Source organism: Terriglobus roseus, assembly GCF_900102185.1.
In the GTDB taxonomy this organism is placed as follows: Bacteria; Acidobacteriota; Terriglobia; order Terriglobales; family Acidobacteriaceae; genus Terriglobus; species Terriglobus roseus_A.
In genome coordinates this window covers 1663536-1681547 of record NZ_LT629690.1, presented here as the reverse complement: position 1 = coordinate 1681547, position 18012 = coordinate 1663536, and the positions used below count along the sequence as shown (strand labels likewise).

Below are 18012 nucleotides of genomic sequence, written 5' to 3'. Positions count from 1 at the left end.
CCCTCGCCAATCCCCGTGTTGCGATTACAATGAACATCGATGCTGGATCTGATCATCCGCGGACTGTCCCACGTGCTCATCCCCATGTTCCTTATCGGTATGGGAGGTTCGGCCATTGTTGTCGCAATCACCCTGGTCAAAGACATGCACGACTTCTTTTCGGACAACGGCGAACAAGACAGCGCAACAGACAATCTGCACTAACCTGACACGACATCATTGACTGCCATCCCAGCCAGCAGTAGACTCACCGCTGGGCGCTTTTTCGCGTGTGCGCATTCTTTGGCACATTAAGCGGACAGGCCCGGTACAAGATGGCGTCGAAACGCACTTACACACCACCCGTTCCGAATCGTGTTCGCCTCGTGGTCGCATCCTCTGTGATGCTGACCTTCATTTCCTTTTGGCGAGCGGCCGCCATCGTTCTCAACGATCTTGGATCTTCGGCTTTTTATGCGGGTGGCATCGCGGAAGAGGCGGTTGGCAAATCCGCCCCCTGGCTCATCCTGGGCACCATGTTCTTCTCTTATGCGGTGCGAGCGGTTTACGTGGAGAGCTGTTCCATGTACACACGCGGTGGCGTCTACCGCATCGTGAAGGAGGCTCTGGGGGGCACCTTCGCCAAGGTCAGCGTCTCCGCGCTGATGTTCGATTACGTCCTCACAGGCCCCATCTCAGGCGTATCGGCCGGACAATATATCGTCGGTCTTCTTAATGGCCTGCTCTCTCAGGCCGCAGCTTCACCCCGGTATCACCATTGGGCTGTGAACGCAGCAGGCGTACCGCACCAGTTCAATGTGAACCATACCTCGGCGTTCATCGCCGTTCTGATCACCTTTTTCTTCTGGTGGCAGAACATCAAGGGCATTGAAGAATCCAGCGAAAAGGCTCTCACCATCATGAAGGTCACCACCGTGATGGTGATCATTCTTATTGGCTGGGGACTGTTCAGCGTAGGACACAACGGAGCCACCCTACCTCCGTTCCCGACACCCGCAAACTTCAAGTTCAGCCCCGATGCTCTGGGCTTCCTGAAAAACACTCAGTTCGCGAAGAACCTCGGACTCTTCGGCGTCCTAATGGCCTTCGGTCACTCAGTGCTGGCGATGTCTGGCGAAGAATCGCTCGCACAAGTCAATCGCGAAATTGAACATCCTAAGCTGAAGAACCTTAAGCGCGCTGCTTTGGTCATCGCCATTTACAGCATGGTCTTCACTGGGCTGGGCTCTCTACTGGCGGTCATGCTCATTCCTGACAGCGTTCGTGTCAGCGTGTACCGTGACAACCTGATCGCTGGCATGGCGATGTACATGGTCGGCCCGCTGGCGCTCCGCGTTGCCTTCCGAGTCTTCGTAGTGATCGTCGGCTTCATGATTCTGGGCGGCGCCGTGAACACCGCCATCGTGGGCTCCACGGGCGTACTTATGCGCGTGGCAGAAGATGGCGTACTAGCGGATTGGTTCCGCAAGCCACAGAAGCGCTTCGGCACCAGCTACCGCATCGTGAACATGGTGGCGTTGATTCAGCTCTTCGTCATCGTAGTAACGCGCGGCGACGTCATCATGATCGGCGAAGCGTACGCCTTCGGCGTCATTTGGAGCTTCACCTTCAATGCGCTGGCAATGCTCGTTCTTCGCTGGAAATATAAGGGCGAACGTGGCGCGAAGGTTCCCGTGAACCTTCGCATTGGTAAGACCGAACTGCCGATTGGCCTATTCTGTGTCTTCCTCGTGCTGTTCACCACAGCTGTCGTGAACCTCTTTACGAAATCAGTAGCTACAGTTAGCGGAATTATTTTCGCCATCGGATTCTTCATCATCTTCTCTTTGTCGGAACGGGATAACAAACGCCGTCATAAACAAACAGAACGTCAGATGAAGGAACACTTCCAGTTAGAGCATTCGGAAGAAGTCGGTCGTGATGATCTTGCCATTCGTCCAGGCGGCGTATTGGTAACCATGCGCGATGCTGCTACTCCGCATGCTTTGAAATGGGCTTTGGCGCGCACCGATACGGAAGAACAGGACATCGTCGTTCTCGCGGCACGAATGATGGGCGCAGGCGGGCCCGAATATGTTGACGCTTCTGAGCAGCTCTTCAGCGAGCACGAACAAATGTTGTTCACTAAGGCTGTCTCCGTTGCAGAAAGCTTTGGCAAACATATTGGTCTAGTGGTAGTTCCTGCAGGAGATATCTTCGCCGCCATTGTTCGCACGGCAAATTCTCTAGACGTAGCCGCGGTAGTTTCTGGTCTATCCACGAAATTAACGGCTCAAGAGCAGGCCTATCACGTAGGCCAGGCGTGGGAAGCATTACCTGAACCCAAACGCCAATTCACCTTCTATGTCGTACCACCAACGGGTGAGGCAGAGAGTTTTCATATTGGTCCTCACGCACCCACTATTCCGGCCAGCGATGTCCAACTTGTACATCGTCTCTGGCTGAATATGCGGCGAGATCCGCACATGGATGATCTGCATCACTCTGACATTGTGTCCTTTGCGCTGACTCGCCTTGCGGCATCCTATGCGAACGATCGCACAGTAACATCGCAGCAGTTAAGGGCAGCGATTGACGACGGTAGCCAGCGACGAGGGTTGGGAGCAGTTTCCCGTTTTGAAGATACGGATGAAAATCCGGGCTATTCACTTACTTCATCCCGTACAGATAGTTTCTAATCTGACAACAAAGTGATTACCTATGTCTTGATTTGTGTTACTCCAATCTGTATCCAAATAGGCAGTCTTTGATCTAAACTTTGTCTCAATGAGCATTTATGCTCTTCGGGGGGTTTTCTTGGAAGTAAATCGTATTCTTGCAGAGATTGATGCGCAGATTGCAAAGCTGCAGCAGGCGCGTGCATTGCTTGCTGGCGGTAGCAGTGCTGCCCCGGCGGTAAAGAAGGCTGTGGGACGTCCACGCAAGAGCATCACGACATCTGCTTCCAAGGCGACTCCCAAGAAGCGCACTTTGAGCGCAGAGGCGCGTAAGCGAATTGCCGACGCACAGAAGAAGCGTTGGGCTGAAACCCGCAAGTCACAGAAGTAATATCGGAATATTGATCAAGACAAAGGGGAAGCCATCGGCTTCCCCTTTTGTCTTGCCTATCGAGTTACAAGCACTTCTCTCAGATTGTCTTTTGCAAGAAAGAATTTATAACTCGTGAACTCGTTGAAGAGTTGTTCAATTTGCCGATTGGTCAGCGTATTGCGCACCTCGGCCTCCGCGGCAAACTGGGTATCGACTTGGGCGTCGTCACGCAGATGGTAGCGTTGTAGCCCGCTTTCAGGCTTGACATGAAAGAAGGCCAGTAGTTGCCCACCAGGCTGCATTACCTCATGAATACGGTTCACGACTGCCGCGCGCAATTCAGTTGGGAAGTAATCAGCAACATCCCAGAAAAACACCGTATCGAAGAGCCTGTCGCCAAAATCCAGATTCTGACGTACAAAATCCTCTACAGGAAAAGGCGTGTCTGCATCCGGCTGCGCCCATTTCGGATCGATAGCATCCTCCACGAGATTCGCCATGTACACACTGTGCCCCAACGCTGTAAGGAAGTTGATATTCGTAGACGACGTGGGACCGATATCCAGGATTCGCAAACCTTCCTGTTCGCGCAGCGATTTCTGGAGCTGGGTCCATCCACTGGAAGGCCTGGGGATGCGAGCACTCGCTTTCGTTCCCGATCCACGTGATTCGCTTCCACCAAATAGACGCACATCTACCCCCAGTTCTGCCTCCGGCGCATTTTGTCCGGTTAATCGCTGCGCTTAAAACGAAAGCGCTATTCCTTCGTACCGCTAAGCGAGACTTTTCCTTGAATCGCTGAACCTTCTTCGATCGACAACCGAGCCGCGTTGAGATCGCCCATCAGCGAGCCTCCCTTGCGTAGCTCTACTCGCCCTGTCGCCGTTACATTGCCTTTCACTTCGCCCATGAAAATCGCGTCGTGCACGTGCAATTCCGCATCTACTTGAGCATCTGGACCCACTGTTAGACGGCTTTCCTTCAGCGAAACGCTGCCCTGCAGCTTGCCATGAACGATGACATCTTCCGCACCGGAAATTTCACCGCTTACATGAATCGATTTTCCCAGAACCGTTGCTCCCTCTACTGCCATCGTCCGCACTCTCCTCTTGACCTCCCGGTGAGTCTAATCAAGTGCAGGCTGCACGGCAACGCGAGATTGAGTCCGCATCTGCAAAGTCACCTAGTAGGCTAGGAAGGCATCCTACGGCAGAGTTAGACGTCGCCCATGTTGAGAATCGTTCGGAATCAGTACTTTGTGTGGCTGGTCATGACCAGTCTTTTCTCCAGCTTTACTGCACGGGCACAAGAATCTCTCAGCCCGTCTTCAATCTCCGCCATTCTTCAGCAGGCGGTCCAATTCCAATTGGACGACTTCCACCATCGCGGATGGGGTTTGCAATATCGCATCCATCGCCTTGATCAAAAAGAAGACAGCATCCGCGAAGTCATCGAGACCGAGGACGGCAATATCTCCCGCACCCTTACGTTTAAAGGACGTCCGTTAACAGCTGAAGAAGAAACTGGTGAATTGGCACGTCTTCGCGCACTTACACCGGAGGACGTCCGCAAGCGCCGCCAGAAATCTGAAAGCAGCGATAAGTATGGCATTGAGCTGATGAAAACGCTGCCCAAAGCCATGCTGTTCACGCCCGTTGCGGGACAGCCACAGCTTCCGAATTATCCAAGGCAGCAGGTCGTTCTTGACTACGCTCCCAACCCCCAATTTCATCCTGGCTCTACAACCCAGTCACTGCTCATGGGCATTGCCGGACGCATCTGGATCGACGCTGAAACGCACCATCTAACGCGTATCGAGGTACGCATTATTCAGAACTTGAACCTCATGTTCGGCATCCTGGCGCGTGTCTACCAGGGCGGCACCCTCTCTTATGAGCAGAAACCAGTCAGCCTTACGCACGACGCCTTCTCGGAAATCAAGATGGATGTAAAACTCCGCGAGCTAATGGTGCATGTTGCGCCGTATCAACAAACACTGACTGTTACAGACGTACGCTTTCTTCCAACCGCACCTTCGGTACACGATGCGGTGAATACCCTCCTGGCAATCCCTGCCGTTAAGCCGTAATGCGCTGCTGCCGAACTGTGAGCGCTTCCACGCGATCTCGTCGCACTTCATAACCACGGCCTGCAGCCAGAGGAACAACAATCTCACCTTCGCGGCTGACAGTAACTTCCGGCTCAATAATGTCTTCTGTCCAATAACGTGCAGAAGCGGAGACATCGCCTGGCAGCGAAAAATTCGGCAAGCTGCTCAGTGCAATATTCTGCACACGCCCAACGCCACTCTCCAGCATTCCGCCGCACCACACCGGCACGCCGTGTTTCTGCGCCACATCATGCACAGCAATCGCTTCCGTAAAGCCGCCCACGCGACCGACCTTGATGTTGATAATTCGACCACTGCCTAATTCCAATGCAGCCTGAGCATCACGCGAATTGCGAATGCATTCATCCAGACAGATCGCGGTATGAATGCGTTTCTGTAACTGCGCATGGAAATAGAAATCGTCGTACCAGAGCGGCTGTTCAATCATCAGCAGCTTGTACTGGTCCCATGATGCAATGTGATCCGCATCGCTCAACTTATAAGCAGAATTCGCATCGCAACTCAGAAGAATATCCGGCCACCGTTCACGTACAGCAGCAAACATCTCCGAGTCATAGCCCGGCTGGCACTTCAATTTAATGCGCTGATATCCCGCGGCAACTTCCTTCGCAACGCGGTCAAGCTGTTTCGGAATATCCATCTCCATGCCAATAGAAACACCGCAGGCAATCTTCTCGCGCGTGCCGCCCAACAGCTTCGCCAGAGATATTTGTTTGACTTGAGCCTCCAGATCCCAAACAGCATTCTCGAGCGCAGCTTTGGCCATGCGATGTCCACGCACCTGCAACAGTAGTGACGGAACATCACGTCCTGCTGCAATATCCTTACCCACCAACCGCGGCGCCAGTTCATGCTCTGTGATGAACCACGCGGTATCGATCATTTCGTCAGAAAAGAATGGGTGCTCACCCGCAACGCACTCGCCCCACGCAGTAAACCCTTCACTCTGCAACTCAATCAGAAGAATGCGACGATCCGTCGTCAAACCAAAGCTGGTACGGAAGGGATGCACAAGCGGCATCTTGATTTCGCGCAGAACAATCGCATCAATCTTCATCATCAACTCCTAATACTTTGGAAATTCAGCCGGCGCTGATCCGAGCAGGAATACACCGGTGCCGTCTTCGGCGCGGTTATAACCAATGACAGAAAGCCCTTCAGCAAAATGCCGCTCTAACGCTTCCCTCACCCGTGATTGCGTCTCCACGGCATGTTTGTCACCATCCGCCTTCCACGCATAAATCTGGGCAGGTACAGAGACACTGGCAACTATCATCTCTTTGATCGGCTCGCGTGCCATCACGCGCTTTGCATGATCCGAATCAATCCACCATTCCGCATAGAGGCGATCCGTAGGTAAACCACCTTGTAGCGGCGATGACGATGCCCCGTAAAAGTCCGGAATATATCTCCGACTAATAGCACCCAGACGCGCGAGGTTAAAAAAACTGTTCTTTATTTCCAGCGGATCATAAGTCCACTCAATCAGCTTGATCCCCTGCTCCAATGCAATATCGCGCTGCCGAAGCTTCATCGTGCGCCCCAGGCCGCTATTGCGATACTCCGGTAATACTGCCAACATCTGCGAATGGATATATCCCATGCCATTGCGCTGAGCAGCTAAGCCTAAGTTGAATCCCACCAAGGTATCGCCGTCCCACGCACCCAGCACGTGTCCGCCTAACTTATCGGCAAGAAAAAACACCCGACGCGGCAGTAACTCACCCGCGGAATACTGCCAGGTCTTTTGCTGCAAATGAACGCAGGCATCAAACTCTTCTAACGTATGCAACTGCTCCACACGAAGCTCACTCACAGGCTCTTCTCCTTGAGCTTTGCCTTATTCCAAAGCGCATCTTTTTCGTCCAGCGGCAATGCCGCAAATTCTTCACCGGCCATCTGCTCCATCGCGCGAAATCTCCGGCGAAACTTGGTATTCGCTTTCTTCAACGCCTGTTCTGGATCCACATGCAAATGCCGCGAAAGATTCGTCAGCACAAAGTACAGATCACCAATCTCTTCTTCCAGCAAATCGGGATTAGGGTTCGCCGTCATCTCTTCACGAACCTCGGCGATCTCTTCCTGTACCTTGTCCAATAAGCCGCTGGCATCCGGCCAATCAAAGCCGACCTTGGCAGCCTTAGACCCCAGCTTGCGAGCCTCAACAAGCGCGGGCACGAAGCGCGGCACCTCGCCCAGCAATCCATCATCCTTCGCTGGCTTGCCTTCACGCTCCTTCTGCTTCACGGCATCCCACGTCTGAACGACGTCGCCTGCTGTCTCGGCAACCACGTCGCCAAAGATATGCGGATGCCGTCGCACCAGCTTCGCGCTCAACCCACGGACCACGTCGTCAATGTTGAAATGCCCTTCGTCCTCGGCCATCTGCGCGTAGAACAGTACCTGCAACAACAGGTCACCAAGTTCATCGCGCAATTCGCCCCAGGCACGCCGATCAATCGCGTCGAAAACCTCGTAGGTCTCTTCCAACGTATGTGGCTTGATGGAATCGAAGGTCTGCTCGCGATCCCACGGACATCCGCCCGGACCACGCAACCGCGCCATAATCGCTGCGGCTTCACGGAATGCATCTCCAGCTTTCGCTGACGTGCTTTCACTCATCTCTTCATCGTATCAATGCATCTGCGCTATGCTTGGCGCATGCAGGAACCAGTCGAAAACGAAAAGCGGAACCGCGGATGGCTGTGGCTCCTGCTGCTGCCCGTCATCGCGCTCGTCTTCCCCGGCCTCTATAACCGCGAGACCCCCACGCTCTTCGGCTTTCCGTTCTTTTACTGGTACCAATTGCTATGGGTCTTCATCGCAACGGCCATCCTTGGCCTGGTCTACAAGCTGGTGAAGGATTAGCTTTCCTGCGCGAAGCACACGCGTGTAGACGAGGATCATCTATGCCTGTCTAGTTCTCAGATGGCTTCTCAATATGGTCGATGACCAAAATCTCGACCTGCCCCTTTGTGGGAACGAGTTTGAGGCCGAGGTCTTTTGCTACCTCGGAAACAGACAACCCGGAGCTGCCAGCGGGCGAATCCAACGACGCCATTTTCAGTGAAATATCGTACTTTCCCGTAAGTCCCGTCGCATCCTGCACCGGTCGTCCCATCATGTTGGACAACACTCCCGCAACGGCGCTCAGAGACGCTCCGTAGAAGTGCATCACACCCTGGCCGTCGCTGGGAATAAACTCACCGCCCCCGGGAATGGGGCCGCCAGTTGGGTGCTTGGCCCCCGGAACAGATTCAGTAAACTGGGGCCCATCTTTAGTCAGCGTTAAAGAATAGATCGGCACTTCTTTTAACTCGCGGTGGACAGCAAGCTTGCACCGATCCGCCAACATCGAGCGCATCATGGAGTGAAGCAAATCAGCCCGAGTAGCAGGGTTTTGCCACCTGTCGAGGTCGCTCTCTCCGATCCGAGCGTCGATCACATACAAGTCATCCATGGCCCAGTTGGGAACACCCTGGATTTGCTTCACGGTATAAAAAGCCGCGTTTCCTACAGACGGGGTGTAGGTGTTAAGAATCGCGGCGAACAACGACTCATCGTTCAACCGCCATCCATTCGCCCGGACTTCCATGTCTGGTTGGTCACTGCTGCGTTGTGCGCTTGAACTCACTTGTCGGATAGAGACCACATCAAACGAGGGCGCCGGAGACGACTCCTGAGCAGAGGCAACGCTGAAACTAAAAATGATCGGGAGCGAAGCGAGGAGACCACTCAAACGAGTAACGTTCACGATGACCACCTCCTGAAGAGACTATTCAGCTGAGGATTGTACTGAACACGGCCCGCATCTTTCCCATCAACTCCCCTGAGCATCCTTCAACGCCGCAGCCACCTTCGCTGTAGTAATCAACTGTCCAACATGCCGCTGCGTATGCTCCGCAATGTGAATCAGCAACCCCGCCAGCGTCGTGGGCAGACCAGCGCGCCCAACCCCACGCGACTCGTTTAATTGATCCTGCGAGAACCGCATCGCAAACGGACGCACCTTCGCAATCGCCTCTATAACTTGACGCCGAAGATCATCCCCACTCGCCCCGGCAACGTGTTCCGATCGCAGGGCAACCATCTGCTCTTCTGACAAACCACGTCCATCCGCATAGGTCAGCAAGCGGTCAATGCTCCGCGCAATATGCCGCATCTGAAACGCAACGGAAGGCAGCCCCATCGGCTCCATTTCAAGCGTCTCGTCATCGAGACCTTCGGTCCACCGCAACACATCTTCTTCGGCCAGTTCCAGGGCATGCAGAACAGCCCGCCGCACCGGTTCAATCTCACTCAACGTTCCGCGCAGCCACGGTTCCACAGTTGCCATACCGCTGATTATGCCGTCTTGTGGAACGTCATCGCCGCAGAGTTCATGCAGTAACGCATCCCCGTAGGCCGTGGACCATCATCAAATACGTGGCCCAGGTGCGCATCGCACTGCCGGCACAGCACCTCCGTCCGTTCCATGCCCAGCGTCATGTCTATCTTCTCGCTCACATTTTCTTTTGCAATGGGCTGGTAGAAGCTCGGCCACCCTGTGCCCGATTCAAACTTCGTCTCAGACCGGAACAGCGCCAGATCGCAGCACACGCAACGAAACACGCCATGCGCATGTTCATTCCACGTCGCGCCGCTGTACGGACGTTCTGTCTCCGCATGCCGGGCCACCGCGTACTGCATCGGCTGCAACTGCTTCTTCCACTCCGCATCCGACTTCTGCACCTTTGCCACCGTCTGCACGCCAGTCGGCTTGCCGTCCGCGTCAAAGGTCGCAATCTTCACCATGGCAGGTCCGCTCGCCGCCGCAAAGCGCGACCCAACGGCCACCGCAGCGCCAAAAACCGCCGCATTCTGTAGGAAGTTCCGTCGATTCATCGCGTCACCTTCTCTCTTAGATAGACGCTTCAAAACCACGGACAGATGTTGCCAGCCGCCCCCACTGCTAAACTTAAAAGTGACAAGCCATGTTTGAGAATCTTCAGGAAAAACTGCAGCGCGCCTTTAAGAACCTCCGCGGTCAGGGCACCATCACGGAAGAAAACATCTCCGAAGCCCTGCGCGAAATTCGCCTCGCGCTCCTCGAATCCGACGTCAATCTGAACGTCGTCAAAGCCACCATCGACCACATCCGAGAAAAAGCTCTCGGTACGCAGGTGGCCACCGCGCTCTCCCCCACCGAACAGATCATCAAGATCGTCAACGACGAACTGATCGAGATCCTCGGCAAGGACACCGCGCGCTTCAAGTTCTCGTCGCAGCCCCCCACCGTCATCCTGATGGCTGGCCTGCAGGGTTCCGGTAAGACCACCTCCAGCGGCAAGCTGGCCACATGGCTCAAGAAGGGCGGCCACCGCCCCATGCTCGTCTCGGTCGACGTCTACCGTCCTGCCGCGCGTGAGCAGCTCGCCATCGTCGCTAAGGCCGTCGGCGCGCAGATCTACACCGGCAAGATCAACGACGAAGAAGCTGGCACGCCGCTCGTCCTGCGTCTCGCCAAGGAAGCCCTCCGCGAAGCCCGCAACTTCGGCAACGACATCCTCCTCGTCGACACCGCCGGACGTCTCGGCATCGACGAAGCGCTAATGGACGAGATGAAGCAGCTCAAGGCTGCCCTCAACCCCAGCGAAATCCTCTTCGTGGCCGACGCCATGACCGGACAGGACGCCGTCAACTCCGCCGACGCCTTCCACAAGCAGCTCGGCATCACCGGCGTCATCCTCACCAAGATGGATGGCGATGCACGCGGCGGCGCGGCACTCTCCATTCGCAACGTCACCGGCGCGCCGGTCAAGTTCCTCGGCACCGGCGAAAAGCCGGAGCAGTTTGAGGCTTTCCACCCGGACCGTATCGTCTCGCGCATCATGGGCATGGGCGACATCGCCACCCTGCTCGAACGCGCTGAAGAAAAGCTCGACCGCGGCAAGGCAGAAGACTTCGCCAAGAAGGCCCTCAGCGGTGACGGCTTCACCCTCGAAGACTTCCGCGACCAGCTTCGCCAGATTAAGAAGCTCGGCAGCATGCAGTCCATCCTCAAGATGATGCCCTCTGTCGGCCCCTTCCAGGGTCTGCAGCAGGCCGCAGAACACGTGGACGACTCGCAGCTCGCCCGCACTGAAGCCATCATCAACTCGATGACGAAGAAAGAACGCATCGACCACGAAATCATCAACGGCTCACGCCGTCGTCGTATCGCAGAAGGCAGCGGTGTTTCCGTTCAGGAAGTGAACCAGTTGCTGAAGCAGTACGGCCAGATGCGAAAGATGTTCAAGGGCCTCGGCTCTGGTGGTGGCAAGATGCAGCGTCGCCTGATGAGCCAGATGGGACAAATGGGCCGCATGGGCGGTGGCTTCGGCCGCTAGACATAAGCAAAAAGAAGAGAGGTGACATGGGATCAAAACTCCTATGTCACCTTTCTCCTTTTAGGCCTACTGACACAATGCTGTCAGCAGACCGTTCGTACACTTCTTCCTGTTGAAGCCTCTTCCGTGATGAATCTTTCCACGTAACGGGGAGCTTGCAGCAAGGAGCGCGAATGACAAAGCAACAGATCTGGAATCTGTACGAGACCTACGCCGAAGCCTGGAAGCTGGCATCGAGCGAAGAACGAGAACAAGCACTGGCTCAAATCATTGACGATTCCATCCAATACCTGACGCCCGAATTCCAGGGTGGCCGCGAAGCAATCCTGAACGACATGGAAAGCTTTCGGAAGAAGTTTCCGGGAGCACACTTTGCCGTGGAAGACATGTCCTCACACCACGATGTAGCTCTCTTCACATGGGCGCTCGTTCTCGCCGATGGAAGCGTTCCCGCCAAAGGCCACGACTCTCTCCGACTCTCCCCCGAAGGCAAGATCGTAAGCATCACGACGTTTCCCCCATCCGGTCCAAAGCCTTTGCCTTAAACACAAAGCCGGTGGCCCACATCCCAATTACGGTGTGGGCTTGCGGTGAAAGTGGTCATACGATTCGGACAATCGGCATTCGGAATCAAGCCAAGATCCCGAATGCCATTTTTGCTTGTCAAAGCCTTGTCACAACCCACAAATCCCATTGCGCATTCCACGCCGAACGCCCTACACTCCAACGCATGAGACTCCGCGCGTTCGCCCTCGCCGCCGCCATCCTTTTTGGAACCACAGCCGCTGCACACGCACAAGACTGGGCTGTGAAGCGCCTCGACGCCTCCCCGCGCCACCACGAGTACGTCAAGCTGCAGGCCAACGGCAAGCCGCTCGACGCCTTCGTCGTTTATCCCGAGGTGAAGACCAAGGCCACCTCCATCGTCCTCATCCCTGAGATCTTCGGCCTCAGCGGTTGGGCCAAGAGCATGGCAGATGACCTGGCCGGAGCAGGCTACATCGTCATCGCTCCAGATGTTCTCACAGGTATGGGTCCCAACGGCGGTGGTACGGACAGCTTCCCCTCGCAGGATCAGGTCACCAAGGCTGTCAGCGGTTTGGATAACGCAGTTGTGATGGCCGACCTCGACGCCGCAGCCGACTACGTTACCAAGCTGCCCGCAGCCAACGGCAAACTCGCTTCGGTTGGCTTCTGCTGGGGAGGCGGTAAGAGCTTCGCCTTCGCCACGCATCGCAAGGACCTGAACGCAGCCTTCGTCTTCTACGGCCCACCACCAGCAACCGCAGACATGGCTGCAATCAACGCGCCCGTCTTCGGCTTCTACGGTGGTAACGACGCGCGCATCGACGCCACCATCCCCGCGACCATCGAAGCAATGAAGGCTGCAGGCAAGAAGTATGATCCCGTCACTTACGACGGCGCAGGCCACGGCTTCATGCGCGCCGGTGTCGACCCCACCAACACGGTCGAAGGCAACAAGACCGCACGCGAACAGGGCTTCGCACGCCTCACCACAGAGCTGGCGAAGCTGAACACCACACCGACAAAGAAGCGTTCTTCCCTGCGCACTCCAGCCCCTGTGCCTGCAAAGCGCGTGGTAACAGCGAAGGCGACAACCACCCAGTGCCATGACATGGACATGGCAGGAATGTAGTCACACGAAAATTCACACCCACAAACAAAGGGGACAGCGAAACACTGTCCCCTTTCGTATATGCCAATGTGTACAATGTCCACATTAAGGAGACGACCAGTTCATGGGCATTACAACCACGCACAAGATCACACCGTTTCTCTGGTTCAACGGCAACGCAGAAGCAGCAGTTGATTTCTATATCTCTGTCTTTCCTGACGCGGAGAAGACAGGCGGCCTCCCTGGCCCCGGTGGCAAACCTCTCACTATCTCGTTCCGACTGGAAGACCTCTCCTTCACCGCCCTCAACAGCGACACCGAATTTCGTTTCACCAAAGCCATCTCCTTCGTGGTCATGTGCAAGGACCAGGAAGAGATTGACTATTACTGGAACAAATTAACGGCCGACGGTGGTCAGGAAGTTGCCTGTGGCTGGCTGGAAGACAAGTTCGGGCTGGCGTGGCAGATCGTCCCGGAAAATATCTTCGATCTGGTGAAGACACCCAAAGGGATGCAGGCCATGATGAGCATGAAGAAATTCATCATTGCCGATCTTGAAGCTGCCGCAAAAGAATAACTACGCTCCGAAGAAGCCGCGTTCTTTCGCTTCGGCAAGACGCGGCTCCATGTATTGCCAAAGTGCCGGGCATCCTTCCTCAATCTGTCCCCGAATACGCTTCACCACACGGTCATAGCTAATGCCGTTTTCCTTCCAGCTCTGGCCATTGTTGTTCAGGTTCAACAACGCGGGCATCGCGCGATCGATCGCATTCGCAAACCGTGCCTCTGCCGTCTCTCCTGCTTCAAACTCCTGCCATAGCGATTCCAACTCCGCAGCCTTATCCGCAGGCAAAATGCCAAAGATGCGTCGCACCGCAGCCAGTTCATCGCGCTTGCGCTCCACCCATCCGCCTTCCACAAACGCCATCGTGTCACCAGTATCAATCTCCCCAATGTCATGCACCAGAAGCATGCGGATCACATGGTTCATATTCACCGGCTCTGCTGCATAGCTCTCCAGCGAATAGGCAAACAGGCAAAGCTGCCAGCTATGTTCCGCGGAGTTTTCATATCGCTCCAGCCCCAGCGGCTTTACCTTCCGCGTTACCGTCTTCAGCTTTTCTACTTCCAGAATGAACTCAATCGCCTGCTGCATAATCTCCAGCTTAGTTGAAGCAAAACACAGAAACATCAGACAATGAGTTATGGCCGCTTTGCAGGACAAGCTCGATGAAATTACACAGAACACGCGAAAGCTGGTGCAGCCTGAACGGCTTGCCATCAGCGAGCAGGCCATTGCCGAACTTTTCAGCACCGGCATTGAAGACCGCGTCCTGCCCGTGGGGTCACAGGCTCCATCCTTCGCGCTAACAGACGCCGTCAGCAGCAAGATCGTTCGATCCTCTGATCTGCTTGCGCTCGGGCCGGTCATCGTCAACTTCTTCCGCGGCCGCTGGGATCCTTACTGCATTACCGAGCTCGAAGTCTGGCGCGACCTCTATCCCCAGGTACGCGAACGTGGCGCTCTGCTCGTTGGCATCTCACCGCAGACACTTCGTCAAAGCGACTTCACCGTCCAGCAGCACGACATTCCCTACCCTCTGCTGCAGGATGCAAACAGCGTGCTCGCAGAACAGTTCGGCATTGCCTATGCCGTATCGATGACGCTACAGCGCTACTATCGCTCCATCCTGGTGAACATCCCGTTCATCAATAGCGGCAAAAACATCATGGCCGCGCCGGATGACAGCGTATGGAAGCTGCCGCTACCCGCCACCTTCGTCATCGGTCAAGACGGAACAATTCGATTCGCTCAAGCCCACGCTGACTTCCGCGTTCGCCCCGAACCGGAAGAAGTGCTCGCCGCGATCTAACAACAGCACTTCATCATTACCAAATAAAAGAGCCGGATGCTTTCGTAAAAGCATCCGGCTCTTGTTGTTCTGAAAGTGAATTACGCGAGAGCTTCCGTGATCGCCAGGCCAAGCTGATCCAATCCCTTCGACACATCGGCACCCAAATGCACACGCAGAGCGCGACGTCCGCGCTGCTGCAGCACAGCCAGATCGCCCGCGGCCTGCGCATCAATCACAACACCGAACGTGTACTTCGCATTCGGAATCGCCAGGTCCACTGCATGATCGGCAGTGATCTGCAGGAACACACCCGTGTTCGGTCCGCCCTTGTAGTCCTGACCAGTCGAGTGCAGGAAGCGCGGTCCAAAGCCGAGGCACGTAGCCACCGTCTTGTCGTCACGCACCTTCATGCGGAAGCTCTGGATCAGGTCCTCATGCTCCTGCGTCATCTCGATGTAGGCGAGCGTCGCAAAGTAATCGTGCTGCTTAATCTGCGCCAGATGCGCCTTCAGGTAGTCGGTCAGCGTCTTGCCGGAAGCAGTGGTCGAAAGCGTCAGCGCATACTTCTCATCCGCAAACAGCTTGATGCCGTCCACATCCAAAATCGGCTCATGCTCAGCCAGCTTGCCCGTTGCAGCGTACTCGTCGGTCAGCTTACGCGTTTCGATCTTCGCAGCTTCCACGTCCGGCTGGTTGAAGGTGTTAATGCCCATCACCGAACCGGCAACAGCCACACCAATCTCCCAGATGTAGAAGATCGCAGGCAGCTCATACACATCGTCAATCGTGAAACGAACAACAGGATGACCAGCAGCCGCTAACGCATCCACCTTCGCATCAAGAGCTGTGTTGTCTGCGGTGCTGAGGCGAATATATGCAAACACGCGATCGTTGCCGTAAACGCTCGGCGCACCAATCGTCTCGCGATCAACCGGCGTAATGCCCTTGCCCAGCTTGCCGGTCGATTCAGCAATCAACTGCTCCAGCCACGCACCCAGGTCAAAAATCTCCGGCGACGTGAAGAACGTCAGCTTGTCGCGGCCTGCATTGTGCGCATCGCCCAGGATGATACCCAGCAGAACACCGGGGTTCTTCGTGATCTCTGCGGTGTGTGCCGCATCCACGCCACGCTTGGCTTCCTGTAGAAACTTCGGCACATCCAAACCAGCCACAGCGGCCGGCACAATGCCAAAGTTCGACAGCGCCGAGAAGCGACCGCCAATAGTCTTATCGCCGTAGAAGATGTGACGGAAACCGTCAGCCTTCGCGACTGCTTCCATCTTGCTGCCCGGATCGGTGATCGCGATGAAGTGCTTGCCCGCCTCGGCAGCGCCCACTTCCTTCTGCATCTCGCTGAAGAAGTAATCCTTCAGAATGTTCGGCTCCAGCGTCGAACCCGACTTCGAAGCCACGATGCAAACCGTCTTCTTTAGGTTTACGGCGGCACGCGCGGCTGCAACCTGCGCCGGATCGGTCGAATCAACAATGTGCAACTTCGGGAAGCCAGCCTGATGGCCATAGGTCAGCGACAGAACTTCCGGGCAAAGCGACGATCCGCCCATGCCCAGCAGCAGCGCATGCTCAAAGCCAGCAGCCTTCACATCATCCCGAAGCGCAGCAAACGACTGCAGATCGCCCAACTGGCGCTCCACAATATCCAGCCAGCCCAGCCAGATCGACTCATCATCAGAGCCCTGTCCGCTGGTCCACAGCGAAGCGTCCTTTGCAAAAAGACGGCCCAGTTTGTTGCCACTCTGCCAATCGGCAGCGGTAGAAGCAACGGTGCTTTGCAGCGCGGAAGGAAGCGAAACCTGAAGTTCGAGCGAGCTCATAGTGTCTCCATTCTAGAGCGGTTCTATCTCTCTAACGTGTCGATGTTTTCTGACAGTGAACAGGTGCGAAGAATTGCAGTGAATCCGCAGCGGCGTTACACTGAAAGTGCGTTTATCGTTCGTCTGCGCGTTATTCGAACGCTTACTGCATGAGGTGCCTAGTGTCTGACTCTGCTGTCCTTGACTCGCCTGCCGTCCTCCCCAGCACTCCTGCCGTTCCCGCGGCCCCTGTAAAGGTCTCTCCCGCAAAGGCTCTTGAGATCTACCAGGGCGATGCCAACTTCATGACATCGTTGGCTCGTGGTCTGACAGTGCTGGAGACATTCACACAGCAAATGCCGCAGATGACCATCTCTCAGCTTGCGAACAAAACCGGCCTCAGCCGTGCCGCTGTTCGTCGCTGTCTCTACACGCTCAACAAACTCGGCTACGTAGGTTCTGAAGACGGCCAGCGTTATTCCCTGCGCCCAAAGATGCTGTCGCTCAGCCACACCTACACCGTCAGCAACACGCTCTCTTCTGCCGCGCAGCCCATCCTCGAACGCATGAGTGAAAAGCTGAACGAAAGCTTCTCCGTTGCAACGCTCGACGGTGATGAGATCGTGTACATCGCTCGCACACAGGTGCAGCGGCTCATGAGCGTCGATCTTCACATCGGCAGCCGCCTGCCCGCCTACTGCACCAGCATGGGCCGAGTCCTCATCGCGTCGCAGCCGCCAGACGAAGTGGAGCGTTACCTGTCCCGCGTGGTCCTGAAGCCGTTCACACCTCGTACGGTGAACACGGTCGAAAAACTCCGCATGCTCCTGCGCAACGTTCGCCGCAACGGCTACGCAGTCTGCGACCAGGAATACGAAGTCGGCCTCCGCTCTATGGCCGTACCGGTCTACGCACCAAGCGGCAAAGTCATTGCAACCATCAACCTCAGTGGTCATGCCCCGCGCATGCCCATGATGGAGATGCAGGCTAAGTTCCTGCCCTATCTGCGAGCTGCCGCGAACGAACTGAGCGTTTTTCTCCGCTAATCCAGCCATTTCGGAACAAATTACCCAGGCTCGGGAAGATTCCTCCCGGCCTGGGGTGTAATCCAATTCCTTCCACTCACGTCTCCCTTAGACAGCAGCCCGAATCCAGCTTTTGCTGGCACACGGGGGCTGTA

At 55.7% G+C, this 18012-nt stretch carries 21 protein-coding genes; 11 read left to right on the top strand and 10 right to left on the bottom strand.

Features of this window, described 5'->3' with window-relative positions; translation table 11 throughout:
• Positions 1-39 precede the first annotated feature (39 nt).
• The 3 genes from BLT38_RS20465 (at position 40) to BLT38_RS07195 (ending at position 3048) form a co-directional block, all read left to right on the top strand.
• Positions 40-204 (top strand): hypothetical protein, encoded by a 165-nt coding sequence (locus tag BLT38_RS20465; RefSeq protein WP_156785045.1) that lies wholly within the window; start codon positions 40-42, stop codon positions 202-204.
• 110 nt (positions 205-314) lie between these two features.
• Positions 315-2678 (top strand): APC family permease, encoded by a 2364-nt coding sequence (locus BLT38_RS07200; RefSeq protein ID WP_083344562.1) that lies wholly within the window; start codon positions 315-317, stop codon positions 2676-2678.
• Between the two features lie 118 nt (positions 2679-2796).
• The gene (locus BLT38_RS07195) at positions 2797-3048 is read left to right on the top strand and encodes a hypothetical protein (protein ID WP_083344561.1); all 252 of its coding nucleotides are present in this window, start codon (positions 2797-2799) and stop codon (positions 3046-3048) included.
• Between the two features lie 56 nt (positions 3049-3104).
• Here BLT38_RS07195 and BLT38_RS07190 read toward each other — a convergent pair whose 3' ends face one another.
• Positions 3105-3605, bottom strand: coding sequence for a class I SAM-dependent methyltransferase (locus BLT38_RS07190; protein ID WP_231966801.1), 501 nt, complete (start codon positions 3603-3605; stop codon positions 3105-3107).
• A 182-nt stretch (positions 3606-3787) separates the two neighbouring features.
• Positions 3788-4123 carry a bactofilin family protein gene (locus BLT38_RS07185; RefSeq protein WP_083344559.1) on the bottom strand — a complete coding sequence of 112 codons (336 nt, stop codon included), beginning with the start codon at positions 4121-4123 and terminating at the stop codon, positions 3788-3790.
• 135 nt (positions 4124-4258) lie between these two features.
• Between BLT38_RS07185 and BLT38_RS07180 the strand changes: the two genes are divergently transcribed.
• Positions 4259-5119: a hypothetical protein gene (locus BLT38_RS07180; protein WP_083344558.1), complete on the top strand. Its 861-nt coding sequence runs from the start codon at positions 4259-4261 to the stop codon at positions 5117-5119.
• Here the strand turns inward: BLT38_RS07180 and menC are convergent.
• Genes menC through mazG form a run of 3 tightly spaced genes read right to left on the bottom strand, consistent with a single transcriptional unit; the run spans position 5109 to position 7783 of the window.
• Positions 5109-6218 carry an o-succinylbenzoate synthase gene (gene menC, locus BLT38_RS07175; protein WP_083346967.1) on the bottom strand — a complete coding sequence of 370 codons (1110 nt, stop codon included), beginning with the start codon at positions 6216-6218 and terminating at the stop codon, positions 5109-5111. The two genes, BLT38_RS07180 and menC, sit on opposite strands and share 11 nt — an antisense overlap.
• 9 nt (positions 6219-6227) lie before the next feature.
• Positions 6228-6977, bottom strand: coding sequence for a GNAT family N-acetyltransferase (locus BLT38_RS07170; RefSeq protein ID WP_083344557.1), 750 nt, complete (start codon positions 6975-6977; stop codon positions 6228-6230).
• Positions 6974-7783, bottom strand: a complete 810-nt coding sequence (mazG, locus tag BLT38_RS07165; protein ID WP_083344556.1) for a nucleoside triphosphate pyrophosphohydrolase — start codon at positions 7781-7783, stop codon at positions 6974-6976. The genes BLT38_RS07170 and mazG overlap by 4 nt, the downstream gene beginning before the upstream one ends.
• Positions 7784-7822: 39 nt before the next feature.
• On the opposite strand from mazG, the gene BLT38_RS07160 reads away from it, so the two are divergent.
• A complete protein-coding gene (locus BLT38_RS07160) occupies positions 7823-8029 on the top strand; it encodes a DUF3311 domain-containing protein (RefSeq protein WP_083346966.1) in 207 nt (68 codons plus the stop codon).
• Between the two features lie 49 nt (positions 8030-8078).
• Here BLT38_RS07160 and BLT38_RS07155 read toward each other — a convergent pair whose 3' ends face one another.
• The 3 genes from BLT38_RS07155 to msrB form a co-directional block, all read right to left on the bottom strand.
• Positions 8079-8915, bottom strand: a complete 837-nt coding sequence (locus BLT38_RS07155) for a TIGR03435 family protein (RefSeq protein ID WP_172838176.1) — start codon at positions 8913-8915, stop codon at positions 8079-8081.
• 66 nt (positions 8916-8981) lie between these two features.
• On the bottom strand, positions 8982-9497 hold the full coding sequence (locus BLT38_RS07150) for a DinB family protein (protein WP_083344554.1): 516 nt from the start codon (positions 9495-9497) through the stop codon (positions 8982-8984).
• An 8-nt stretch (positions 9498-9505) separates the two neighbouring features.
• Positions 9506-10045 carry a peptide-methionine (R)-S-oxide reductase MsrB gene (gene msrB, locus BLT38_RS07145; protein ID WP_083344553.1) on the bottom strand — a complete coding sequence of 180 codons (540 nt, stop codon included), beginning with the start codon at positions 10043-10045 and terminating at the stop codon, positions 9506-9508.
• Between the two features lie 89 nt (positions 10046-10134).
• On the opposite strand from msrB, the gene ffh reads away from it, so the two are divergent.
• The 4 genes from ffh to BLT38_RS07125 all read left to right on the top strand — a co-directional run bounded on the left by ffh (position 10135) and on the right by BLT38_RS07125 (position 13742).
• Positions 10135-11529 carry a signal recognition particle protein gene (gene ffh, locus BLT38_RS07140; RefSeq protein WP_083344552.1) on the top strand — a complete coding sequence of 465 codons (1395 nt, stop codon included), beginning with the start codon at positions 10135-10137 and terminating at the stop codon, positions 11527-11529.
• Positions 11530-11702: 173 nt separating this feature from the next.
• Positions 11703-12074: a nuclear transport factor 2 family protein gene (locus BLT38_RS07135; protein ID WP_083344551.1), complete on the top strand. Its 372-nt coding sequence runs from the start codon at positions 11703-11705 to the stop codon at positions 12072-12074.
• A 185-nt stretch (positions 12075-12259) separates the two neighbouring features.
• Positions 12260-13186, top strand: a complete 927-nt coding sequence (locus BLT38_RS07130) for a dienelactone hydrolase family protein (protein ID WP_083344550.1) — start codon at positions 12260-12262, stop codon at positions 13184-13186.
• 103 nt (positions 13187-13289) lie between these two features.
• Entirely contained in the window at positions 13290-13742 is a 453-nt protein-coding gene (locus BLT38_RS07125; RefSeq protein WP_083344549.1) for a VOC family protein, read from the top strand.
• On the opposite strand, the gene BLT38_RS07120 is transcribed toward BLT38_RS07125, so the two are convergent.
• On the bottom strand, positions 13743-14321 hold the full coding sequence (locus BLT38_RS07120) for an HD domain-containing protein (RefSeq protein WP_083344548.1): 579 nt from the start codon (positions 14319-14321) through the stop codon (positions 13743-13745). It lies immediately after the preceding gene.
• A 49-nt stretch (positions 14322-14370) separates the two neighbouring features.
• On the opposite strand from BLT38_RS07120, the gene BLT38_RS07115 reads away from it, so the two are divergent.
• A complete protein-coding gene (locus BLT38_RS07115) occupies positions 14371-15039 on the top strand; it encodes a peroxiredoxin family protein (RefSeq protein WP_083344547.1) in 669 nt (222 codons plus the stop codon).
• A gap of 80 nt (positions 15040-15119) precedes the next feature.
• Here the strand turns inward: BLT38_RS07115 and BLT38_RS07110 are convergent, their stop codons facing one another.
• Entirely contained in the window at positions 15120-16853 is a 1734-nt protein-coding gene (locus tag BLT38_RS07110) for a bifunctional transaldolase/phosoglucose isomerase (protein ID WP_083344546.1), read from the bottom strand.
• 161 nt (positions 16854-17014) lie between these two features.
• Here BLT38_RS07110 and BLT38_RS07105 point away from each other — a divergent pair, with 161 nt between their 5' ends.
• Positions 17015-17878, top strand: coding sequence for an IclR family transcriptional regulator domain-containing protein (locus tag BLT38_RS07105; protein WP_231966800.1), 864 nt, complete (start codon positions 17015-17017; stop codon positions 17876-17878).
• Positions 17879-18012: the final 134 nt, after the last annotated feature.